Here is a 21,477-nt window from a genome sequence, read left to right as displayed (position 1 = left end):
TCATGACGCCGACCCTGGCCCTGCTCTTCAGCTTCGCGTTCTTCTATCCGATCGTGATGTCCTTCTTCTGGATGTCCGGCGGCCTGTACTACTATTTCCGGCGCGAGCGGAAGTCCCGCACGCGCACGGATCCGCCATCGATGGAGACGTACCCGGCCGCCACGATCCTGGTGCCCTGCTACAACGAGGCCGACAACGTCGACGAGACCATCGCCGCGGCGCTGGCGCAGCGTTACCCGGACTTCGAGGTGATCGCGATCAACGACGGCAGCAGCGACGACACCGCGGGCAAGCTCAACCAGCTCGCCGCGCAGCACGAGCGGCTGCGGGTGATCCACCTCGACCGCAACCTGGGCAAGGCCAACGCCATGCGCATGGGCGCGCTCGCGGCGCGTTCGGAGTACCTGCTGTGCGTGGACGGCGATGCGCTGCTGGACGAGTACGCCCTGCACTGGATGGTCTGGCACCTGGTGTCCGGGCCGCGCGTGGGCGCCGTCACCGGCAATCCGCGCATCCGCAACCGCTCCACCCTGCTCGGCCGCCTCCAGGTCGGCGAGTTCTCCTCGATCATCGGCATGATCAAGCGCGCACAGCGCGTGTACGGGAGGCTGTTCACCGTCTCCGGGGTGATCAGCGCCTTCCGCCGTACCGCCCTGCACCGGATCGGCTACTGGTCCGAGGACATGGTGACCGAGGACATCGACATCAGCTGGCGCCTGCAGATGGACCATTGGGACATCCGCTACGAGCCCAACGCGCTGTGCTTCATCCTGATGCCCGAAACCTTGCGCGGCCTATGGAAACAGCGCCTGCGCTGGGCCCAGGGCGGCGTGGAGGTGCTGCTGCGCCATACCGGCGACCTGCTGCGCTGGCGCGGCCGGCGCATGTGGGGGGTGCTTGCCGAATACCTGCTCAGCGTGGTCTGGGCCTACACCATGCTGTTCATCATCGTGCTGTGGCTGCTCGGCAAGTTCATGCCGATGCCGGAGGGCCTGTACGTGCACACCATCCTGCCCTCCTGGCACGGCGTGATCCTGGCCATGGTCTGCCTGCTGCAGTTCGCCAGCAGCCTGATCATCGACCGCCGCTACGAGACCCACGTCGGCCGCAACTACTACTGGATGATCTGGTACCCAGTGGCGTACTGGATGCTCAGCCTGTTCACCACCGTGACCGCACTGCCGAAGACGCTGCTCAAGCGTCGCGGCAAGCGCGCCATCTGGACCAGCCCTGACCGGGGATTCCGATGAAATACGACTCGAGACTCATCCGCAGACCCAACGCCCAGCGGCCGCTGCGGCGCACCGCCTGGGGTTTCGTCACCGCGGCGTTCTGGCTGTTCTATCTGTACCTGTGGGCACCGCTGGTCACCTTCGTGCTGTGGGTGCTGGGCATCAACACCGCCTTGCATGAACTGTACTTGCGCGAGTCGCACATCGAACCGTTCCTGCTGTTCGTGCTGCCTTTGGTGGCATTGGCCTGCGCGGTGCTGCTGATCGCCTGGGCGGAGTACAACCGCTTCCGCTTCCGCGGCAAGGACCGCCGCCGCGCGCAGGCCGACGTACCGCTTGCGGAGATCGCCGTAGCGCTCGGCGCGGACGCCGCGACCGCATCCGCGTTGGGCCGGGGCAAGGTGACGACGCTGCACATGGACGAGCACGCACGGCCGCACGGCATCGGCCTGGCCTAGGATTCCGCCCGGTTCCACCGGCAGGACAGCGCATCGACCGCATCGGTGCGATGAACGGTGCAATGATCGGCATGGCCTCGAGCGTCGCCGCGGTGCAGTGAAACTACCGCACGCGCCTGGGCGTGGGCGCCGGCAGCGCCCGCACTGGCGAGAACGCGCCGCCGGTGGGCGTGCGGCACAGCATGAGCCCCGCGCGGCGGTCACGCTGGGCGGGACGTTCAGCGGCTCCGAGCGCTCGGCGATGGTCCGGTTCGCATCGGCCTGTAATCGCCGGGTGCGGGCCGCGGGCGGGCGGCCACACCCGCTACCGGCCTCACGACAACACCAGGTCGTCGCGATGCACCACGGTGCCGCCGTAGTTGTAGCCGAGGATCGCCTCGATCTCGCGCGAGTGATGCCGCGCGATGCGGCGGATGTCCGCAGCCGAATACTGGCTGACGCCGCGCGCCAGGCGCTGCTCGCCGTCCGCCTCGCGCAGCAGGATCTCGATCATGTCGCCGCGGCGGAAATCGCCGCGCACCGCGAGCACGCCGCCGGGCAGCAGCGAGGCGCCCTTCTCGACGATGGCGTCGCCGGCGCCGTGGTCGACCACGATCGCGCCCGGCTCGGCCGGCGCGTTCTGCAGCCAGTGCTTGCGCGCCGCGCCGCGACTGCGGGTCGGATGCACGCGGGTACCGCGCAGGCGGTCGCGTGCCAGATCCTCCAGCACGTCGGCGCGGGTGCCGTTGAACAGCACGGTGGCAATGCCGGCCGCCGCGGCGCGCTGGGCCGCGTCCAGCTTGGTACGCATGCCGCCGGTGCCGCTGGCGCTGCCGGCGCCGCCGGCGACCGACAGCAGTTCGGCGCTGAAGCGCGCCACCACCTCGACCGGCCGCGCCTGCGGGTTGCGCCGCGGATCGGCGTCGTACAGGCCGTCGATGTCGGTGGCGATGAACAGCACCTCGGCGTCGACCAGGGCAGCCACGATCGCCGCCAGGGTGTCGTTGTCGCCGAGCTTGAGCTCGTCCACGGACACCGTGTCGTTCTCGTTGACGATGGGGAGCACGCGCTGGCGCAGCAGCGCCGAAAGGGTGGCGCGCGCGTTGAGATAGCGGCGCCGGTTGCGCAGGTCGTCGTGGGTCAGCAGCACCTGCGCCACCGGCCGGGCGAAGAAGCCCTGCCAGAAACCGATCAGCTGCGCCTGGCCCAGCGCGGCCAGCGCCTGCCGCTCGGCGATGGGCGCGTCCACTGCGGTGTCGGCGTGCACGATCGCGCGCCCGGCCGCGACCGCGCCGGACGAGACCAGGACCACCTCGCGCCCGGCTGCCATGCAGTCGGAGACGAACCCGGCCAACGCCTGCGCGTTGCGCGGCGACAGGCCGCCACCGTCGGCCGCCAGCAGGCTGCTGCCGACCTTCAGCACCGCCCGTCGCCACGGCGGCAGCAGCTGTTCGCTGAATCCGACGGTCATCGCTCCTGCCCCCCGATTCCGTAGAGCGGAGCTTGCTCCGCTGCGTAGGCTGCAGCACCTCCGTGCGCAAAGCAGCCGAGCAAGCTCGGCTCTACGAAGGGCCGCGTTTCACCGTAGAGCGGAGCTTGCTCCGCTGCGCAGGCTGCAGCACCTCCGTGCGCAAAGCAGCCGGGCAAGCTCGGCTCTACGAAGGGCCGCGTTTCACCGTAGAGCGGAGCTTGCTCCGCTGCGCAGGCTGCGGCACCCCCGTGTGCAAAGCAGCCGGGCAAGCCCGCCTCTGCGGGGATGGCGGTGCCGGTCACGCCGGCAGCGCCGCCAGGCGCTCGCGCAGTACGTCCAGCCGCAGGTCGGCGCAGGCGCCGGGCGAGACCCGTGCCGCCAGGCTCGCTTCCGGGGTCCTGCCCTCGCCGGCCTGCGCCACCGATTCGGCGGCGGCACGATAGGCGTCGCGGAACGGCACGCCCGCCGCCGCCTGCTCGACCGCCACGTCGGTGGCGTACATGCCGGCATCGATGGCGGCGCGCATCCGCTCCGGCCGCCACTCCAGGTTCGCCAGCAGCGCCGGCAACAGTTCCAGTGCGGCCAGGCCGCGGCCGAAGCCATGGAAGATCGCGCCCTTGCTGGCCTGCAGGTCGCGGTGGTAGCCCGAGGGCAGCGACAGCAACTGCTCGATCTCGGTGCGCGCCGCGGCCACGCTGGCATGGGTGGCGCGCATCAGCTCGATCGCGTCTGGATTGCGCTTGTTCGGCATGATCGAGCTGCCGGTGGTGTACTGCGCCGGCAGCGCCACGAAACCGAACTCGGCGCTGGTGAACAGCGACAGGTCCCAGGCGATGCGGCGCAGGTCGAGCGTCGCCGAGCCCAGCGCCTCCAGCGCGGCCAACTCGAACTTGCCGCGCGAGAGCTGCGCATAGGCCGGGTTGACCTGCAGCCGGGCGAAGCCGAGCGCGGCCGTGGTGTGCGCGCGGTCCAGCGGCAGGTTGACGCCGTAGCCGGCGGCGGTGCCGAGCGGATTGGCGTCGATCCAGGCGGCGGTATCGAGCGCGCGCCGCGCGTCGTCGACGAAGGCCTCGGCCCAGCCGGCCCACCACAGGCCCGCCGACGACACCACGGCGCGCTGCAGGTGGGTGTAGCCGGGTAGCGGCAGTGTCGCCTCGGCCTGCGCGCGGTCGAGCGCAAGCGTCGCCGTCTCGCGCGCCAGCGCCGCCACCCGGTCCAGCTTCTCCTTCAGCCACAGCCGGGTGGCGACCAGCACCTGGTCGTTGCGGCTGCGGCCGGTGTGGATCTTCTTGCCGGCATCGCCGAGCCGCTCGACCAGCCGCGCCTCGATCGCCGAGTGGCCGTCCTCGTAGCGCGCGTCGAGTTCGAAACCTCCGTCGCGGAAGTCAGCGGCCAGCGCCTCGAGTTCGCGCTCGAGCGCCGACAGCTCGCCGGCATCGAGGATGCCGATCCGCTGCAGGCCCTGCGCATGCGCGCGGCTGGCGGCGATGTCGTGGAGGAAGAACTCGCGGTCGAGGATCACGTCGTCGCCGGCCAGGAATGCCTGGACCTGCGCGTCGACGGCGACGCCGGGTTTCTGCCAGAGGAGGTCGGACATGTCGTGTTCCTGCTGCTTGCGTTGTTGTCAGGAGTGGCGTGAACGCCGAATCGAAAAGCTTCTGCCGCGGAGTTGCACGGATAAACACGGATAAAGCTACATTGAACAAGTCAATCCGTGTTCATCCGCGTCGATCCGTGGCTGCTCTTCGCCAGCCACGGCCGGCGCCGTTCTACAGCGGGATGCTTTCGAATTCGCCGAAGCCGAGCGCCAGGTTGAGGTTCTGCATGGCCTGGGTCGCCGCGCCCTTGAGCAGGTTGTCCAGGGTCGCCACCACCACCAGCCGCCGGCCGTCCTCCGACAGCGTGAAACCGCCGATCTGCACGCCGTGGCGGCCGGCGACGCGGCTGACCCACGGCGCATCGTCGAGCACCTCGACCAGCGGTTCGTCCGCGTAGCGCTCGCGATAGCGCGCCTGCACCGTTTCGATTTCGGTGGGCTCGCGCAGGCGCAGGTTGGCGGTCAGGGTGATACCGCGGAAATGCGCCGCCACGTGCGGCATGAACTCCACCGGCGTCCCGAGCTGGCGGGTCGCCTCGCGCTCGTGGATGTGCCCGGCGAGCGCGTACGGCATCAGGTTGTCGCGCAGCAGTGCGGTATCGTTCCGGTCGGACGGCGTGGTGCCGGCACCGGAGTAGCCGGACACGCCGAAGCACTGCACCGGGCCGCACAGTCCGCCGAGCATCGGCGCGATCGCCAGCTGCATCGCGGTGGCGTAGCAACCGGGATTGCTGATCCGGCGCTCGCCGGCATAACGGTCGCGGGTCAGTTCCGGAAGGCCGTAGTACCAGCCGTCGTCGAAGCGATGGTCGGCCGACAGATCGACGACCACGGTCCGCGGCGCGGCTTCGTCGATCGCCGCGACGAAGCCACCGGCCTTGCCGTTCGGCATTGCCAGCACCACCGTGTCCGCCGCGCGGCCGGCGACGGCCGCCGGACCGAGGCTTTCGTAGCGCAGGCCGCCCTCGAACCCGGCCACGTGCGCGTCCACGCGCTGGCCGTCCAGTTCGCGCGACGAGACGAAGGCTAGCTCGAGCGCCGGATGCGCCGCGACCAGGCGGACGAGCTCCGCGCCGGTATGACCGCGGGCGCCGACGATGCCGATGGTCTTCTTCATCCGGCCTCTCCTCCCGATGGGGTCCGCAGCCGCTCCAGCAGGTTGCGCTTCACCGCCGGCCATTCGCCGTCGACGATCGAGAACACCACCGTGTCGCGCGGGCTGCCGTCGGCGTGGCGCCGGTGGTTGCGCAGCACGCCGTCCTGCCTGGCGCCGAGCCGGGCGATCGCCTCGCGCGAGCGGCGGTTGAACCAGCTGGTCTCGAACGCGACCGCGAGGCAGTGCCAGCTTTCGAAGGCCAGGGTCAGCAGCAACAGCTTGGTCTCGGTGTTGACCGCGGTGCGCTGGGCGGCCGGGGCGTACCAGGTATGGCCGATCGACGCCCGTGGTACAGCGGGGTCGAGGTCGTAGAAGCGCGTGCAGCCGACGACGACGCCGGCTGGCCCGCGCACCGCGAACGGCAGCGCCCGCCCCGCCTGCCGTTCTGCGGCCGCCTCGGCGATGTAGTCGTCCACGCCTGCGACCGCGGGCACGGACGTATACCAGCAGCGCGACAGCGCGTCGCCGGCCAGCGCTGCACGCAGGCCTTCGGCATGCACCGGCTGCAGCGGCTCGAGGCGCACATGATCGCCCTGCAGCAGGTCGGGAGCGACGAACGCGGTCATGCCGGCGCCACCGGTGGATCGAGCAGCGTCGGCGCGCGTTGCGCGCAGTGCTCCACGCAGGCCTGGATCTCGGCGAAGTCGCTCATCCCATACCAGAACACCTTCCACTGCGCCTGTTTGTAGCAACCGTCGGACTCGGCGTAGTAGAACTGGTTGACGGCATTGCGGTGGCGCGAACGCCAGAACAGCGTCGGCGTCTGCTCGCGCATGACCTGCCAGACCGCCCGCCCCAGGCCCTCGCCCTGGGCGTCGTCGAGGACCGCGAACTTGTCAAGGTAACCGCAGCCGTCCTCGTCGGTCAGCACGATCGCCGCCCGGTAGTTCTCGCTGACATAAGCGCGCAGCAGGCGGGTCCGCTCGAAGTAGTCCGGCGCCAGCACGCGGCCGAAGCTGGACTCGATCAGCGTGCGTAGTCGCGGCAGGTCCAGCGCGTCCCAGCTCGCGGCATGCAGCACGCGCTCGCCCCGACGCACCAGTGTGCCCGAGCCCTTGTGGGTGAACAGTTCCTTGGCCAGGTCGGCCGGACGGGTGATGGAGACCGACGACGCCAGCGGCAGGTCGTCGAGCAGGCGCTTGACCTGCTCGATCTTCAGCCGCATGCCTCCGTTGAGCCACGGCTGCGCCATCAGGTGGTCGTATTCGGTGGACAGATTGATCGAGTCGATCACCTTGCCGGCGCCGTCGAGCAGGCCGCCGGTGCCGGTGAGAAAGATGATCTTGTACGGCTGCAGCATCCGCACCAGCTCGTTGGCGGACACGTCGGCATTGACGTTGAGGATCTGGCCGGACGCGGTCTCGCCGAGGCTGGCGATGACCGGGATCGAGCCGGCCTGCAGGCTGGCCTCGATCGGCGCCAGGTTGACCGACGTCACCTCGCCCACCAGGCCGTAGGTGTCGCGATCGAGATAATCGGCCTCGAACACGCCGCCGGTGATCGAGGTTGCGCGCGCATCGGCCTGCTGCAATGCCTCCACCAGCGCCAGGTTGGAGGCCTGGAACACCCGGCGCACGATCGCCAGCGCGTCGGGCGTGGTCACGCGCAGCCCGTCGACGGTGCGCTTCTCGATGCCGGCCGCGGCCAGCTCCGCGTCCAGCTGCGGGCCGGCGCCGTGCACCACGATCGGGGTCAACCCGACCTGCTGCAGGAACGACAGCGACGAGGTCAGCGCATCGAGGTCGTCGCGCAGCACCGCGCCGCCGACCTTGACCACGGCGAAGCGCTTGGCGTCGAGCTGCGAGAAGCGCTTGAGGTATTGGCTGATCTCCTTGGCGCTGGCCATGCTGGACAGCAGCCGGATGATCGTCTGGCGGGTCTGGATGTGGGGAGTCATTTCGTTCGTCGTCTGTCGTCGCTGGCTAGAAGTAAGTGAAGAGGAGTGAGAAACGAGAGGAGAGCTCGCCGTTGCTTTTACTCACTTCTCACTTCTCACTCCTCTTCACTCGCTTTCCGCCATGATCCGTGCCACGGCGTCGGCATAGGCATGCAGCTGGTCCAGCGCGACCCACTCGTCGGCGGTGTGCGCCTGGGCGATGTCGCCGGGGCCGAACACCAGCGCGGTCAGGCCGGCCTGCGAGAACAGCGAGGCCTCGGTCCAGAAGTCGACCGCGTTGCCCACCGGCAGGCCCAGCGCGTCGGCGAGATCGCGCGCTTCCAGCCGCCGGTCCTCGGCCGCCGCGGCATCGCCTGCCGGCAGCGGCGGGCCGCGGAAGGTTTCCTCGTAGCGCTCCAGCGCGCCCGCCGCGACGAAGCCGCCGAAACGCGTGTGCAGCTGGTCGAAGTCCTGCGACGGCAGCGGCCGGAATCCGAAGCGGACTTCCGCCTCCGGCGCGATCACGTTGGCCTTGATCCCGCCTTCCACCTTGCCGACGTTGAAGCGCAGCCCGGTCAACCCGCCGAAGCGCTGGTGGTCCTGCGCCTGCACGAAGTCCAGCGCCTGCACGCCCCAGCGCATCGCCTGGTGCAGCGCGTTGGCCTGCAGCGCGCCGGCACCCGAGGCATGCCCGGCCGAGCCGCGGAAGCGCAGCCGCACCGAGGAGATGCCGCGGTGCGCCAGCACCGCCTCGCAGCGCGTCGGCTCGGCCACGATCGCCTCGCTGAAGCCATGCCCCCCGGCGAGGAACGCGGGCACGCAGCGGGCGTCGTTGGCCTCCTCGTCGCTGGAGAACAGGAATGCGGCGTCGCCGCGGGTGGCCTGCGCCGCGGCGAGCAGCCCGGCGGCTGCGCCCTTGATGTCGCAGGCGCCGAGCCCAATCGCGCGATCGCCGCTCACCCGCAGCGCGAGCGGGTCGGCGCTCCAGTGCGGCGAGTCCGGCACCGTGTCCAGGTGCACGTTGAACAGCCGTCGCGGCGCGCCGCGCACCGCCAGCAGCGATACCGCGCCGTCGCCGTGGTCGGTGACCTCCACCCGGAAGCCGAGCAACTGCGCGCGGATGTAGTCGAAGATGCCACCGGTGCCGATCGCCCGCGGTGGGTTGCGGGTATCGAAGGAGACCAGGGCTTCGAGGTGGCGAAGGGTTTCGGGCAGCATGGGGAATTTGTCGGCGATTGTGGCTAATTGAGGTGGGTAGTCGATATTGCCGCTGGTGCTTGCTGTTGCTGTTTCTGTTGTGGAAGGGGAGAAATGCGCGCGCCCAGGCAAATGCCGTGCCTTTCCGATTCCCGATTCCCTATTCCCGACTCCCGGCTCCATTCACCTGCGCCCACAGCGTCGAGCTCATCCCGTACAGCCGGATGAAACCCTCGGCCTCCTCCACGCCCCAGTCGGCCGATTGCGCGTACGTGGCGCCCTGGGCATTGAGGATGTGCGGCGAGGACACCGCCACCGCGTCGACGCGACCGCCGCGGCTCTCCAGCACCACCTCGCCGTTGACCATCCGCTGCGAGGACGCCAGGAACGCTTCCAGGTCGGTCTTGAGCGGGTCATGGAAGAAGCCTTCGTAGACCAGTTCGACCCATTGCCGCGCCACGTCGGGCTTGAACCGGTTCTGCTGCTTCGACAGCACCGCTTCCTCCAGCGCCCGATGCGCCACCAGCAGCGCGGTCAGCCCCGGCGCCTCGTACACGATCCTGCCCTTCAGCCCGATCGTGGTGTCGCCGGTGTACAGGCCGCGCCCGACGCCGTACTGCGCAAACAGGGTATTGAGCCGGGCCAGCAGCGTCGCGCCCGCCAGCGGCTTGCCGTCCAGCTCCACCGCCTCGCCCTCGACGAAACGCAGCCGCACGTGCAGCGGCTCGGCCGGCCATGCGCTGCGCGGCGCGCACCAGCCGCGCGCGCCCTCGCCCGGCGCCTCCCAGCGGTCGATCTCGCCGCCCGACAGGGTCACGCCGAGCAGGTTCTCGTTGATCGTGTAGGCCTTCTGCTTGGCGCGCACACCGAAGCCGCGCGCCTCCAGGTACTGCTGCTCGTAGGCGCGGGTCTGGGTGTGCTGCTTCTGGATCTCACGGATCGGCGCCACGATGCGGTAGTCGCCCGAAGCCTTGACCGCCAGGTCGAAGCGCACCTGGTCGTTGCCCATGCCGGTGCAGCCGTGGGCGACAGCGTCGGTGCCGAGGTCGCGCGCGCGCGCCAGGGCGGCGTCGACGATCAGGTACCGGTCCGACACCAGCAGCGGATACTGGCCCTGGTAGCCCTCGCCCGCCCAGACGAACGGCTTGACGAAATCGTCCCAGATCGCCGGCCCGCCGTCGACGGTGATGTGGCTGGCCACCCCCAGCTCGGCCGCGCGCTTCTCGATGAAGGCGCGCTCCTCGGCGTCCACGCCGCCGGTGTCGGCGAACACGGTATGCACGCGCCAGCCCTGCTCCTGCAGGTAGGGCACGCAGAAGCTGGTGTCGAGACCGCCGGAGAAGGCCAGGACGATGTCGTTGGAGCCGGGATTCGGGAATCGGGAATCGGGAATGGTAGAGGCGGAAGGCATGGGAATTCTCTGGCTGCTGGATACTTGTGAATACTTGAGGTGGATGCGCGCTTTGCTTTTGCTGTTCCGACTCCCTATTCCCGACTCCCCATTCCCGATGGCTGCGCCACCAACGCAGCCATCACCGCCTTCTGCACGTGCAGGCGGTTCTCGGCTTCTTCGATGGCGATGCAGGCCGGGGAGTCCATCACCGCGTCGGTCGCCTTGACGTTGCGTCGCAACGGCAGGCAATGGCTGAAGACGGCGTCGTTGGTCCGTGCCATCTTGGCCTCGTCGACGATGAAGTGCCGGTACCGGTCGCGGACCGGCTTTTCCTTCTCCCAGTCGCCGAAGTACGGTAGCGCGCCCCAGCTCTTGGCGTAGACCACGTCGGCGCCGGCGTAGGCGGCGTCGATGTCATGGCTGACCGCGAACGAGCCGCCGCTCTCGGCGACGTTCTGCCGCGCCCAGCCCATGTAGCGCTCGTCGAGCACGTACTCCGGCGTCGGGCACAGCAGGGTCACGTCCATGCCGAGCCGGGTGGCGATGGTCAGGGCCGAGTTGGCGACCGCGGTGTTGAGCGCCTTCGGGTGGTAGGTCCAGGTCAGCACGTACTTCCTGCCGCGCAGGTCCGGGGTGCCGAAATGCTCCTGCAGTGCCAGCGCGTGCGCCAGCTCCTGGCAGGGATGGGTAATGGTTTCCATGTTGATCACCGGCACGGTCGAGTACTTCGCGAAACCCTTCAGCACCCGGTCCTCGCGGTCGGCCGACCAGTCGACGAACTTCGGGAACGCGCGCACGCCGATCAGGTCGACATAGCGCGACAGCACCCGCGCCACCTCGGCGATGTGCTCCTCGGTATCGCCGTCCATCACCGCGCCGAGATCGAACTCGATCGGCCAGGCGTCCTTGCCTGGCTGCAGCACCACCGCGTGGCCGCCGAGCTGGAAGGCGCCGAGCTCGAAGCTGGTGCGGGTGCGCATCGACGGATTGAAGAACACCAGCGCGATCGCGCGGCCCTTGAGCGCATCGCCGATCCGGTCGCGCTTGAAGCGCGCGGCATCGGCGAGCAGCGCGTCGAGGTCGGCGCGGATCCAGTCCTGGGTATTGAGGAAATGCTTCATCGATGGTCCTGTCGGTCACCCCACGGGGCGGTCGGAAAAATCTCGGCGAGAAAACGAAAAAACCCAGCACGAGGCTGGGTTTGTCCTGTGAAACTCGATGACGCGAGTTCCGGCTACCCAGCGTGAAGGCAGGTGTCCGGTCGGCGCGCGCGCGAAGTCATGCCCGCGGCCATGCGGGCGGAGGTGAGGATCTGGGCGTCGGCGTGGAGTTGGGTCATCGCGGCGGCATCGTCGCACGTGGCGCCGGCGGCCGCAAGCACGGATACGGGCGTGCTCATTGCCCGCTGGAGCTGACGACCGGCGTCACCGAGACCCGCACCCGAACCCGGTTGCCGGGATCGTAGGGCAGGCGCGAGCGGTACTTGACGCCCTTGTAGACGTAATCGACGTCGTAGCCGATCGGACGGCGGAACTCGCGCTCGATCGGAACCATGCGGCAATCGCCGCCGGCCGAGGGCGCCACCTCCTCGATATTTTCGGAGGGCGTGAGCACGTCGCGTACCGCGCCGACCACCCGCGACAGCCCGCGGCGGTCCTCCTCCTGCTGCACCGGGGTGGCCGAGGCCGAGCCGCAGCGTTCGACCATGCTGGTCGCGCGCAGGGTCTGGTGTACCGGTTCGGCACTGAGCACCTTGGCGTAGTCGATCCGCACGTTTTCCTGCGGCGCCGCCGGCGGCTGTGCCGGAAGCATTCGCTCCTGCGCCATCACGGCCGGCGCTGCCGCGAGCGCGGCAAGCAGCAGGATGGTCGGGAACGGGAACGGACGCAGCATCGATGTCTCGGAGACCGGCAGCCTTGAAAGTGTAGGCCGCGGGCGCGTCGCTGTGCTGAATCCTCGCTGTCGTGAGTGCCGGGCGACCGGTAGAATCGTCGGATTCCCTCTCCTGTCCCGCGATGAGCCTGCGCCTTTTCAACAGCCTGACCCGCCGGGTCGAACCGTTCGCGCCGCTGGATCCGGCCTGCCCCACCCTGTACGTCTGCGGGCCCACGGTCTACAACTACGCGCACATCGGCAACGCCCGCGGCCCGGTGGTCTTCGGCGTGCTGGCGGCGCTGCTGCGCCGGCGCTACGGCGATCTGCGCTATGCGCGCAACATCACCGACGTCGACGACAAGATCAATGCCGCCGCCCGGGAGCGCGGCGTGCCGATCTCCGAGATCACCGATCGCTACGCCGCCGCCTACCGCGAAGACATGGCGGCGCTCGGCGTCGCCGCGCCCGACATCGAGCCGGCCGCGACCGCCCACATCGGCGAAATCATCGCCATGATCGAACGCCTGATCGCCAGCGGCCACGCCTATGCCGCCGAGGGGCATGTGCTGTTCTCGGTGTCCAGTTACGACGGCTACGGGAAGCTGTCGCGGCGCGACCCGGACGAGATGCTGGCCGGGGCACGCGTGGAAGTGGCGCCGTACAAGCGCGATGCCGGCGACTTCGTGCTGTGGAAGCCCTCGACCGACGAGCTGCCGGGCTGGGACTCGCCCTGGGGCCGCGGCCGGCCCGGCTGGCACATCGAATGCTCGGCCATGGCCGCCTCGCACCTGGGCGAAACCATCGACATCCACGCCGGCGGCATCGACCTGCAGTTTCCGCACCACGAGAACGAGGTCGCGCAGAGCGAATGCGCGCACGGCGGCCGCACCTTCGCCCGGTTCTGGCTGCACAACGGCATGCTGACGCTGACCGGGACGAAGATGTCGAAGTCGGCGGGCAACATCGAGAAGGTCAACGACCTGCGGCGCCGGCACCCGCCCGAGGCTCTGCGCTACGCCCTGCTCTCGGCGCACTACCGGCAGCCGCTGGACTGGTCCGACAACCTGATCGAGCAGTCGGTGCGGACCCTCGACCGCCTGTACGGCACCCTGCGCGACCTGGCCGCTGTCGACGCCGGTCCCGGGATCCCGGCCGCGATCGACGCCGCGCTCGACGACGACCTCAATACGCCGCAGGCGCTGGCGGAACTGGCCGGCATCGCCGCGGACGCGCGCAGGGCCGGCGACGACGACGCCCGGAATCGCTCCAAATCGCGCCTGTTGGGCGCCGGTGTCGCACTGGGGCTGCTGCAGCAGGATCCGGCGGCCTGGTTCGCCCGCGGCGTCTCCGGCGACGACGACGCCAGGATCCAGGGCCTGATCGACGAACGTGCGGCGGCAAAGAAGACCCGCGACTTCGCCCGTGCCGACGCGATCCGCGAGCAGTTGGCAGCCGAAGGCATCCTGCTCGAGGACACCCCGCAGGGCGTTCGCTGGAAGCGCGCCTGAACGCGCCCGGAGGTGAGCGCCACCGCCGTCATCGCGCCGTCATCCCAGCGCAAGCTGGGATGACAAGCAGAAGCAACGATGACTTCCTTCGGCACGTCCCGGCGTGCACGCCTTGAATCAGATGCGCCTGACACCTATGTCGGTAAGGAACATCCGTCTACACGCGTCCCAGCGCTGCACATCGGAGAGCAAGGCAATCCATCCGTGACCGAACAGCCCTTCCCCCTCGAATCCACCCCCGAAGCCGCTCAGGCTACGATCCGCGAGGAGTTCGCCTTCTTCGGCGACTGGTCCGAGCGCTACCAGTACCTGATCGATCTCGGCCGCAAGCTCCCCGACTTTCCGGAGGAGTGGAAGACCGAGGAGCACCGCCTGCACGGCTGCCAGTCGCTGGTCTGGATCGTCCCGTCGGGCGATGCCGGCCGGCTCGATTTCGCCGCGGTCAGCGACTCGGCGATCGTCTCCGGCCTCATCTACCTGGCGCTGCGCGTCTACTCGGGTCGCAGCGCACGCGCAATCCTCGCTACCGATCCGGACTACATCGCCGCGATCGGCCTCGCCAAGCACCTGTCGCCGACCCGCAGCAACGGCCTGGCCGCGCTGCTGGCCTACATCCGCGAACAGGCGCAGCGCGCGGCCTCCTGACGGCCGCGCGGGACAGCCGCTCAACCACACCTCCGCAGCTCTTCTGCAAATCTCAGGACGGCTGCCAGTCCCAGAAATGCGTCCTTACCGCAGCCGGGAGGGCGGAGGGTGCGTCGAACACGCTCTTCAAACGATGCAGGCCTGGAGCCGAAGTCGGGATGTTCAGCTGCTCCGCGGACAAGTTCATGCGTTTGCCGTGCCAGCCCTTCTCCCTGTCCCCGCGAGAATAGGTGCGCGACATGTACTTTTTCAGCGCGTGAACCCGGGAGCGCACCATGAAATGCTTCAGGATCATTCGCACGGGAGAAACGTAGACGTCTGCGCCCGAAAGCACGTGACCGCCGGACCCGATGTTTTCCAGGTTCGCGGACCTCTTCCAGGCTCGCATCAAACGCAAAGGACGAGGCTCGTAGAAATAGTAGTTCTTGTTGTTGGCAAAGATGTCGTCGACATCGGGGTCCGCCGGCAACATGACCAGCTCATTGAAGTTCATCACGTTGAAGCCCTGCGTGTGCGCCGCTTCGATGCACTCGCGCAGTCGGCCCCAGCCATCGGGACCATGCAGGATCTCGTCCGCATCCTGGTGAATGACCCATTCCGCCTGCGTCTCGCGCATGGCGCACCGCTTTGCGTGAAGCTGCGCGGTCAGGTCGAACGAACCTTCATAAGGCAGGTCGATGCGGCGAACGATGTTTGGGTGGCGTGCAGGCGTAAACAGGTCTCGAGAGCCATCTTCGCTGCCGTTGTCGATTAGAACGACGTTTATGTTCTGCCCTTCCAGATACGGAACGAGAACTTCAAGATATCGAGCCTCGTTGCGGGCACATATGACGGACACTATCTCAATGGCCATGCCGCGATGCCTTCTGGAACAGCAGGTTCACACAGCGCCCATAGCGCTGGTACGAGGTCGCGTATTCATATCCGTGCGCCGCCATTGACGAAATTATCTGATCGATATGCTCGATCAGCACTTCAACGAATACGGTCGCATCCGAGCGGCGCAGAATCCCGGACATGCCGGCGATGACCTCGGATTCCATCCCTTCGACATCGATCTTGATGAGGTCGAAGGTTCGGTCCGGCAGCGCATCATCGGCTCGGCGGACGGGCACGGGCCCCTCGCCCGTCTCGCGCAGACGTGCCCCTCCCACGTTCATGGGGCTGGACATGATGGATTCCGCCCTGCCCGAACGATCCGAAAAGCCGACGCCTACCATGCTCAGGTCCATCGAGGGATGCCAGTTCAAGCCCATGTTGGCGCGAAGCAGATCCGTGACAGCCGGGTTCGGCTCGACGGGAATCAGAACCCGCGGCGAGAACCTGTGCGCGAAGTAGACGGAGTGATTTCCGATATTCGCTCCAATATCGAGGATGGCCTCAGCCCCTGCCGCGTACGAGGAAATCAGCTCCAGTTCTTCGGCTTCGTAGAACCTGCCGGTTCCAAGCACGCCCTGGATATGGTCCCTTTCGTCGGCCAGCAAGAACAGGAACCGACGTCCGAGGCCGGATATCTGCTGAAGCTTCAACGCCATTGGTCGAGCCGGAGCCGTCGATCCCATCGAGCACATTCGCCGACGGCTCCGTCGCCCATGCGGCTCAGTCGCCGATCTGCTTCTGCAGGTGCTCCCAGCGTTCCTGCTCGTCGATGGTGCGCTCGGCGGTCAGGCGCGCCTCCAGGCGCTCCAGGCCGATCTCCTCGCCCGAGTCGACGCTGAAGCCGTACTCGCTCGAGTCCACGCGCTTGAGCGTGCTGTCGATCTTGCCGATCAGCTTGCGGTAGCGGTCGCGAGTGCGCAGTTCCAGCGAGTTCTCGGTCTCGCGGGTGGCGCGCTCGGCCTCGTCGCCGACGTCGCGCACTTCCTCCTTGAGGTTCTCGATGGTCTGCTTGGATTCCTCGACCAGGTCCGCACGCCACTTCAGCAGCCGCTGGCGGAAGTATTCGAGCTGCAGCGGTCCCATGTACTCCTCGTCCGCTGCCGGGCGGTAACCCGCCGGCAGGGTCGGCCGACCGGTTTCCGGATCGGTCTTGTAGGGGATCGTCCGGTACCTGGTCTTGGGCGTGGGCGCGGAAGGCTTGGCGGCCACGGCCACGGCGACCTTGCCCACCGGGCGCTTGACCGCAGGCCTGGCCGGCGCCGGAGGCGGCGCGGCAGCCGTCTTGGCCGCCGATGTCGGCTTGGCGGACTTCTTCGGCGCGACCTTCTTTGCCACGTTGGCGGCCTTGGCCGCTGGCTTCTTCTGCGCAGGCGCATTCGCGGCCCTGGAGGGTACGGGCTTGGCGGCCGGCCTGGACGCCGCCTTCTTGGCCGGCACGGCCTTCTTCGCCGGCAGCTTTTTGGCGACCGGCTTCTTCACCGGCGGCTTCTTCACCGGCGGCTTCTTCACCGGCGTCTTCTTCGCCGGCGCTTTCTTCACCGACGCCTTGCCGGCGGCGGCGGACTTCTTGGCCGGCGCTTTCTTCGGAGCGGCCTTCTTCGGAGCGGCGTGCTTCGCCGCAGCCTTCCTGGGGGCCACCTTCTTCGAGGTTTTCTTCGCGGGTTTCTTCACTGCCACGTCGTTGTGTCCTTGCGGATTCCCTTGGAATGGGGAAGCGCGCTGTTATACCCTGCCGAGACTGCATCGGCAACCGCGATCCTCCCTTTTTTCGCCGTGCAGGAGCCGTGATAGAACACCTGCTCATCGCCCTGCTGCGCCTGTACAAACGCTGGCTGAGCCCACTGCTGGGGCCGCGCTGCCGCTTCGTGCCGACCTGCTCGGAGTACGCGATGACCGCGATAGCGCGCTATGGCGCCCTCAAGGGCGGTTGGTTGGCCATGCGCCGGATCGGCCGCTGCCACCCGCTGCACCCCGGCGGGCACGACCCCGTCCCTCCCCCGCCCACGGAAAACACCCGATGACCGACACCTCCGACACCCCCGACACGCTGATCGTCAACGCCCGGCTGGTCAACGAAGGCCGCGAGGCCGACGGCGACCTGCGCATCTCGCAGGGCCGCATCTCCGAGATCGGGACCGGCCTGTCCGCGGGCGCGGGCGACACCGTGATCGACGCCGGCGGCCGGCGGCTGCTGCCGGGCATGATCGACGACCAGGTGCACTTCCGCGAGCCGGGGTTGGAGCACAAGGCCGACATCGCCACCGAGTCGGGCGCGGCCGTGGCCGGCGGCCTGACCAGCTTCATGGACATGCCCAACACCAGCCCGCCGACGCTCGACCGCAACGCGCTGGAGAACAAGTACGCGCGCGCCGCCGGTCGCGCGCGCGGCAACTACGGCTTCTACTTCGGCGCCAGCAACGACAACCTCGACAACGTGCGCACGCTCGATCCGCGCGCCGCCCCGGGCGTCAAGGTGTTCATGGGCGCCTCCACCGGCAACATGCTGGTGGACGACCCGGACACGCTGGACGGCATCTTCCGCGAGACCCCGGTGCCGATCATCACCCACTGCGAAGACACGCCGATGATCGACGCGGAGCTCGCGCGCTACCGGGAGAAATACGGCGACGACATCCCCGCCCGCTGCCATCCCGACATCCGCTCGCGCGAGGCCTGCATCAAGTCGACACGGCTGGCGCTGGCGCTGGCGAAACGCCACGGCACGCGCCTGCACGTGCTGCACATCTCCACCGCCGACGAGCTGGCGCTGTTCGAGCGCGGCCCGCTGGTGGACGCCGACGGCGTGCGCAAGCGCATCACCGCCGAAACCTGCGTGCATTTCCTGCGCTTCGAACGCGACGACTACGATCGCCTCGGCCACCTGATCAAGTGCAACCCGGCGATCAAGGACGCGTCCGACCGCGCCGCGCTGCTGCGCGCGATCGCCGACGACGTCATCGACGTGCTCGCCACCGACCACGCCCCGCATACGCTCGAGGAAAAGCAGCACCCCTACGTGCGCGCGCCGAGCGGACTGCCGCTGGTGCAGTTCGCGCTCAACGCCGCGCTCGAATGCGTGCACGAAGGCCACTTCGACACCGCCCGGGTCGTGCAGAAGTTCGCCCACGCGCCGGCGCAGCTGTTCGACGTGAAGGAGCGCGGTTTCCTGCGGGAAGGCTACTGGGCCGACCTGGTGCTGGTCGAGGACGCGCCGTTCACGGTGCGCCGCGAACAGGTGCTGTCGAAGTGCGGCTGGTCGCCGTTCGAGGGCACCACGTTCCGCAGCCGCATCGCCTCGACCTGGGTCAACGGCGTGCTGGCCTGGGACGGCGAGCGCCTGGTCGGCGAGCCCCAGGGGCGGCGGCTGGAGTTCGACCGTTGAGGCGTCGCCTGGCCCGCGCGCTGTTCGCGCTTGCCGGCATCCTCATTCTGGGCCCGGCGCTGGCGCAGGCCGCCAGCGATGACCGCATCGTGTTTCCAGCCAGCGTACGGCAGGGCGCGATGGTGATCGGCAAGGTGCCCGCCGGCAGCCGCGTGGAATACACCGGCCGCACGCTGCGGGTCACCGGTTACGGCAGCGTGGTGCTCGGCATCGGCCGCGATGCGGAGGGCCTGGCCGAAGTCGCGGTGACGCGGCCCGACGGCAGCCGCGAGACCGCGCGTATCGCGATCGCGCCGCGCGACTGGCCGATCGAGCGCGTCAGCGGCGTGCCGCCGAAGACCGTCGATCCGCCGCCGGCGATCGCCGAACGCATCCGCCGCGAGCAGGCGCGCGTCACCGCGGCGCGGACCCGCGACGATGATCGCGCAGATTTCGCCCAGCGCTTCGCCTGGCCGGTCGAGGGCCGCATCAGCGGCCGCTTCGGCAACCAACGCGTCTACAACGGCAAGCCCGGCTCGGCGCACTCGGGCATGGACATCGCGGTCGCCGGCGGCACGCCGGTCAAGGCGCCCGCGGCCGGCGTGGTCACCTTCGCCGATGCCGACCTGTACCTGACCGGCGGCACCGTGCTGCTCGACCACGGCCACGGCGTCAGCTCCAATTTCCTGCACCTGTCGCGGATCGACGTGCGGCCCGGCGACCGGGTCGAACAGGGCCAGGTGATCGGCGCGGTCGGCGCCACCGGGCGGGCGACGGGGCCGCATTTGCACTGGGGGATGAATTGGTTCGACGTGCGCATCGACCCCCTGCTGGTACTCGAACGCAGCCGGTAAGGGTTCTGCCGCAGTTCGCCTGCACCACGCGCGGCGGCGCGTTCAGCGTCATCGGCAGCCATGTTGCTGCCTGGCGCGGTTCGACGTGCGCATCGACCCGCTTCTGGTACTCGAAAGAGCCGGGAATGGGGAATCGGGAGTCGGTAAGGCAACGGCAAAAGCTCGGCTTCCTGAGTGGAACCGCTCGCTGGATGTCCGGTCGCCCGCCTCCCGCTTCTAGCGATTCCCGATTCCCGCCTCCCGCCTCCCGCTTCTAGCGATTCCCGGCGCCACTCACCCTGGCCACCGCATCATGCGCGTGCAGGCTCTCGAAATGGGCGACACGGGCATCGAAACGGGCGATGCGCTCGTCGGCCGACAACACCGCTGCGACGCGGCGCGCGGCGTCCTCGCAGAACATCAGGTTCTCGGCGTTGAGCCGGGCGAAGGCCTGTTCATCCTCGCGTTTGACCGCGGTCTGCACCGGCGTGGCGAGTGCGGACTCGAGTGCGTCGACCAGCGCGACCAGCGGGATCTCGTCGAAGGAAGGGCGCAGCTCGACCCGGACCTCGGCGCGGCTGCGCTGCGCGTGCGGCGTGGCCGCCAGTCCGCGTTCCGACGCCAGCCATTCGCCGACCACGGCCGTCGACAGCGGCCGCGCCGTGGCGAAATCTTCGGTGAAGCGCGCGGCATTGAGCTGGCGCGACAGCGCCGCCGATGCCGGGCAGGTGCTGGAATACTCGACCGAGAACCCGAGCTCCAGGCGGAAATGGCCGCTGGCCAGCGTCGCCTCCAGCTCCACCGGATAGTTCTTCCAGCCGGCGTGGTCGCTGGCCAGCGCCGCACGCCGCAGCAGGTGCTCGTAGCGCAGGGTCACGCGCGCCGAGGTCGACAGCCCGCGCTGTGATTCCACCAGGTCCTGCAGCACGCGGCGCAGGCCGGCCGGCGTCAGCGCCTCGCCGGCGAAGGCGTCCTGCAGGCGCAGGTACAGCCGCGACATGTGGATGCCGCGCGCCTCGGCGGCGCGCAGGTCGACGGCGACGTCGACCGAAGCGGGGACGTGCACGAAGCCGCCGTCCTGGGCCGGCAGGCGCAACGGCAGGGCGATGCGCTGCATGCCCACCCAGTCCAGCGGGCGCGCGGCGAAGGCGGCGTCATCGGCGACGTCGGGCAGGATCTTGGTGGTGCGATCGTTCAAGGTGCGGGGCTCGTGGGGCGGAACGGCGGCCGACAGGGCCGCGCATAGTGTAGCGGCCATGGTCCGGGCCCCGGCGAAACACTGCGTTGTGCACGGGTGGCGCAGCGCCGGGCCGCGCGATCAGCGCCCGCCCTGCGCCGCCCGCCAGGCCAGCGGCAGGACCCGCCAGGCAGCCAGCGGGCGCGTGGGCGTTCGGTTCTCCAGGGCGCGCAGCCGCGCGTGCAGCAATGCCGCCTGGATGCGGCGCGCGCGCGACGCGCGCGCCGGGCGTGGCCATTGCCGGAGCAGCCACAGCGCCTCGGAGCCCTGGCCGGCAAGCATTGCGCGTTCGCCGACCAGGCACCGGGCCAGCACGTCGGCCTCGGCCGCCACGCGGCCCGCGTCCGCTTCGCCCTCGAGTAACGCGGTTTCGCAGGCGGCCGCCGCCCCGGCGAAGCCCGGCAGCGCCTCCAGGGTGGCCGCGGCGCCCAGTTCCCGGGTGGCCGGCAGGGTGTTCAGGGTCCGCCCCAGGGCTTCCCAGGGTGCGGCCTGCCGCTGCAGGCACGTGCCCAGCGGATGCCGGTGCGCGCCCCGGGACCAGCCCTGCAGTTCCTCCTGCCACCAGGCCAGCTTGGCCAGGCCCGGGGTCGGATCGGTGCCGTGCCAGGCGGCGTCGGCCAGTTCCTGCAGCAGCGCGAACCACGTCACGACCGTCGTGCGCCGCGGCTCCGGCACGAAGGCGCCGGCCACCTGCCATTCGGGCCAGCGCGCGCGCCATTTATCGATGAAACCGGCCGCGTCCGTTCCGCTCATGTCTTCGATCATGGCAGGTGCCGCCCG

Annotated in this window: 21 protein-coding genes; 7 read left to right on the top strand and 14 right to left on the bottom strand. The window is 69.1% G+C overall.

Translation table 11 applies throughout. The features are described 5' to 3' along the window. Positions 1-2 precede the first annotated feature (2 nt). Both pgaC and pgaD read left to right on the top strand, forming a co-directional pair. Entirely contained in the window at positions 3-1,250 is a 1,248-nt protein-coding gene (gene pgaC / locus AB5T46_RS04525) for a poly-beta-1,6-N-acetyl-D-glucosamine synthase (RefSeq protein WP_370562664.1), read from the top strand. Beyond that, a complete protein-coding gene (gene pgaD / locus AB5T46_RS04520; protein ID WP_370562663.1) occupies positions 1,247-1,690 on the top strand; it encodes a poly-beta-1,6-N-acetyl-D-glucosamine biosynthesis protein PgaD in 444 nt (147 codons plus the stop codon). Before pgaC ends, pgaD begins: the two co-directional genes overlap by 4 nt. A gap of 313 nt (positions 1,691-2,003) precedes the next feature. Here pgaD and proB read toward each other — a convergent pair whose 3' ends face one another. The 9 genes from proB to AB5T46_RS04475 form a co-directional block, all read right to left on the bottom strand. Continuing rightward, positions 2,004-3,140 (bottom strand): glutamate 5-kinase, encoded by a 1,137-nt coding sequence (gene proB / locus AB5T46_RS04515; RefSeq protein WP_370562662.1) that lies wholly within the window; start codon positions 3,138-3,140, stop codon positions 2,004-2,006. A 298-nt stretch (positions 3,141-3,438) separates the two neighbouring features. Next, positions 3,439-4,737, bottom strand: coding sequence for an argininosuccinate lyase (gene argH / locus AB5T46_RS04510; RefSeq protein WP_370562661.1), 1,299 nt, complete (start codon positions 4,735-4,737; stop codon positions 3,439-3,441). Between the two features lie 172 nt (positions 4,738-4,909). Further along, positions 4,910-5,854 carry an N-acetyl-gamma-glutamyl-phosphate reductase gene (argC, locus tag AB5T46_RS04505; protein WP_370562660.1) on the bottom strand — a complete coding sequence of 315 codons (945 nt, stop codon included), beginning with the start codon at positions 5,852-5,854 and terminating at the stop codon, positions 4,910-4,912. Next, positions 5,851-6,459, bottom strand: coding sequence for a GNAT family N-acetyltransferase (locus tag AB5T46_RS04500; RefSeq protein ID WP_370562659.1), 609 nt, complete (start codon positions 6,457-6,459; stop codon positions 5,851-5,853). The genes argC and AB5T46_RS04500 overlap by 4 nt, the downstream gene beginning before the upstream one ends. Beyond that, complete coding sequence (locus AB5T46_RS04495) at positions 6,456-7,790, bottom strand: acetylglutamate kinase (protein WP_370562658.1); 1,335 nt, start codon at positions 7,788-7,790, stop codon at positions 6,456-6,458. The genes AB5T46_RS04500 and AB5T46_RS04495 overlap by 4 nt, the downstream gene beginning before the upstream one ends. Before the next feature lie 105 nt (positions 7,791-7,895). After that, positions 7,896-8,987, bottom strand: a complete 1,092-nt coding sequence (locus AB5T46_RS04490; RefSeq protein WP_370562657.1) for an acetylornithine deacetylase — start codon at positions 8,985-8,987, stop codon at positions 7,896-7,898. A 139-nt stretch (positions 8,988-9,126) separates the two neighbouring features. Continuing rightward, on the bottom strand, positions 9,127-10,377 hold the full coding sequence (locus tag AB5T46_RS04485) for an argininosuccinate synthase (RefSeq protein WP_370562656.1): 1,251 nt from the start codon (positions 10,375-10,377) through the stop codon (positions 9,127-9,129). A gap of 74 nt (positions 10,378-10,451) precedes the next feature. Then, on the bottom strand, positions 10,452-11,480 hold the full coding sequence (locus tag AB5T46_RS04480) for an N-acetylornithine carbamoyltransferase (RefSeq protein WP_370562655.1): 1,029 nt from the start codon (positions 11,478-11,480) through the stop codon (positions 10,452-10,454). A gap of 274 nt (positions 11,481-11,754) precedes the next feature. Next, positions 11,755-12,252, bottom strand: a complete 498-nt coding sequence (locus AB5T46_RS04475) for a hypothetical protein (protein WP_370562654.1) — start codon at positions 12,250-12,252, stop codon at positions 11,755-11,757. 122 nt (positions 12,253-12,374) lie between these two features. Here AB5T46_RS04475 and cysS point away from each other — a divergent pair, with 122 nt between their 5' ends. Together cysS and AB5T46_RS04465 are read left to right on the top strand one after the other, a co-directional pair. Beyond that, entirely contained in the window at positions 12,375-13,742 is a 1,368-nt protein-coding gene (gene cysS / locus AB5T46_RS04470) for a cysteine--tRNA ligase (RefSeq protein ID WP_370562653.1), read from the top strand. A 204-nt stretch (positions 13,743-13,946) separates the two neighbouring features. Next, positions 13,947-14,387, top strand: a complete 441-nt coding sequence (locus AB5T46_RS04465; RefSeq protein ID WP_370562652.1) for a SufE family protein — start codon at positions 13,947-13,949, stop codon at positions 14,385-14,387. 52 nt (positions 14,388-14,439) lie between these two features. Here the strand turns inward: AB5T46_RS04465 and AB5T46_RS04460 are convergent, their stop codons facing one another. The 3 genes from AB5T46_RS04460 to dksA all read right to left on the bottom strand — a co-directional run bounded on the left by AB5T46_RS04460 (position 14,440) and on the right by dksA (position 16,943). Further along, a complete protein-coding gene (locus AB5T46_RS04460) occupies positions 14,440-15,240 on the bottom strand; it encodes a glycosyltransferase family 2 protein (protein WP_370562651.1) in 801 nt (266 codons plus the stop codon). Next, positions 15,230-15,922, bottom strand: coding sequence for an FkbM family methyltransferase (locus AB5T46_RS04455; protein WP_370562650.1), 693 nt, complete (start codon positions 15,920-15,922; stop codon positions 15,230-15,232). The genes AB5T46_RS04460 and AB5T46_RS04455 overlap by 11 nt, the downstream gene beginning before the upstream one ends. A gap of 64 nt (positions 15,923-15,986) precedes the next feature. Continuing rightward, complete coding sequence (dksA, locus tag AB5T46_RS04450; protein ID WP_370562649.1) at positions 15,987-16,943, bottom strand: RNA polymerase-binding protein DksA; 957 nt, start codon at positions 16,941-16,943, stop codon at positions 15,987-15,989. Positions 16,944-17,050: 107 nt separating this feature from the next. On the opposite strand from dksA, the gene yidD reads away from it, so the two are divergent. Genes yidD through AB5T46_RS04435 form a run of 3 tightly spaced genes read left to right on the top strand, consistent with a single transcriptional unit; the run spans position 17,051 to position 19,481 of the window. Further along, positions 17,051-17,287 carry a membrane protein insertion efficiency factor YidD gene (gene yidD / locus AB5T46_RS04445; RefSeq protein ID WP_370562648.1) on the top strand — a complete coding sequence of 79 codons (237 nt, stop codon included), beginning with the start codon at positions 17,051-17,053 and terminating at the stop codon, positions 17,285-17,287. Next, positions 17,284-18,648 (top strand): dihydroorotase, encoded by a 1,365-nt coding sequence (locus tag AB5T46_RS04440; protein WP_370562646.1) that lies wholly within the window; start codon positions 17,284-17,286, stop codon positions 18,646-18,648. The genes yidD and AB5T46_RS04440 overlap by 4 nt, the downstream gene beginning before the upstream one ends. Continuing rightward, positions 18,645-19,481, top strand: a complete 837-nt coding sequence (locus AB5T46_RS04435) for a M23 family metallopeptidase (protein ID WP_370562645.1) — start codon at positions 18,645-18,647, stop codon at positions 19,479-19,481. The genes AB5T46_RS04440 and AB5T46_RS04435 overlap by 4 nt, the downstream gene beginning before the upstream one ends. Positions 19,482-19,734: 253 nt before the next feature. Here the strand turns inward: AB5T46_RS04435 and folE2 are convergent, their stop codons facing one another. Both folE2 and AB5T46_RS04425 read right to left on the bottom strand, forming a co-directional pair. Beyond that, the gene (gene folE2, locus AB5T46_RS04430; protein ID WP_370562644.1) at positions 19,735-20,658 is read right to left on the bottom strand and encodes a GTP cyclohydrolase FolE2; all 924 of its coding nucleotides are present in this window, start codon (positions 20,656-20,658) and stop codon (positions 19,735-19,737) included. Between the two features lie 120 nt (positions 20,659-20,778). Beyond that, positions 20,779-21,450, bottom strand: coding sequence for a phytoene/squalene synthase family protein (locus AB5T46_RS04425; RefSeq protein ID WP_370562643.1), 672 nt, complete (start codon positions 21,448-21,450; stop codon positions 20,779-20,781). Between the last annotated feature and the right edge of the window lie 27 nt (positions 21,451-21,477).

It is taken from the genome of Luteimonas salinilitoris (assembly GCF_041300785.1).
Taxonomy (GTDB): domain Bacteria; phylum Pseudomonadota; class Gammaproteobacteria; order Xanthomonadales; family Xanthomonadaceae; genus Luteimonas; species Luteimonas salinilitoris.
The sequence above is the reverse complement of the archived record's forward strand: the minus strand, read 5'-3'. Positions and strand labels throughout refer to the sequence as shown.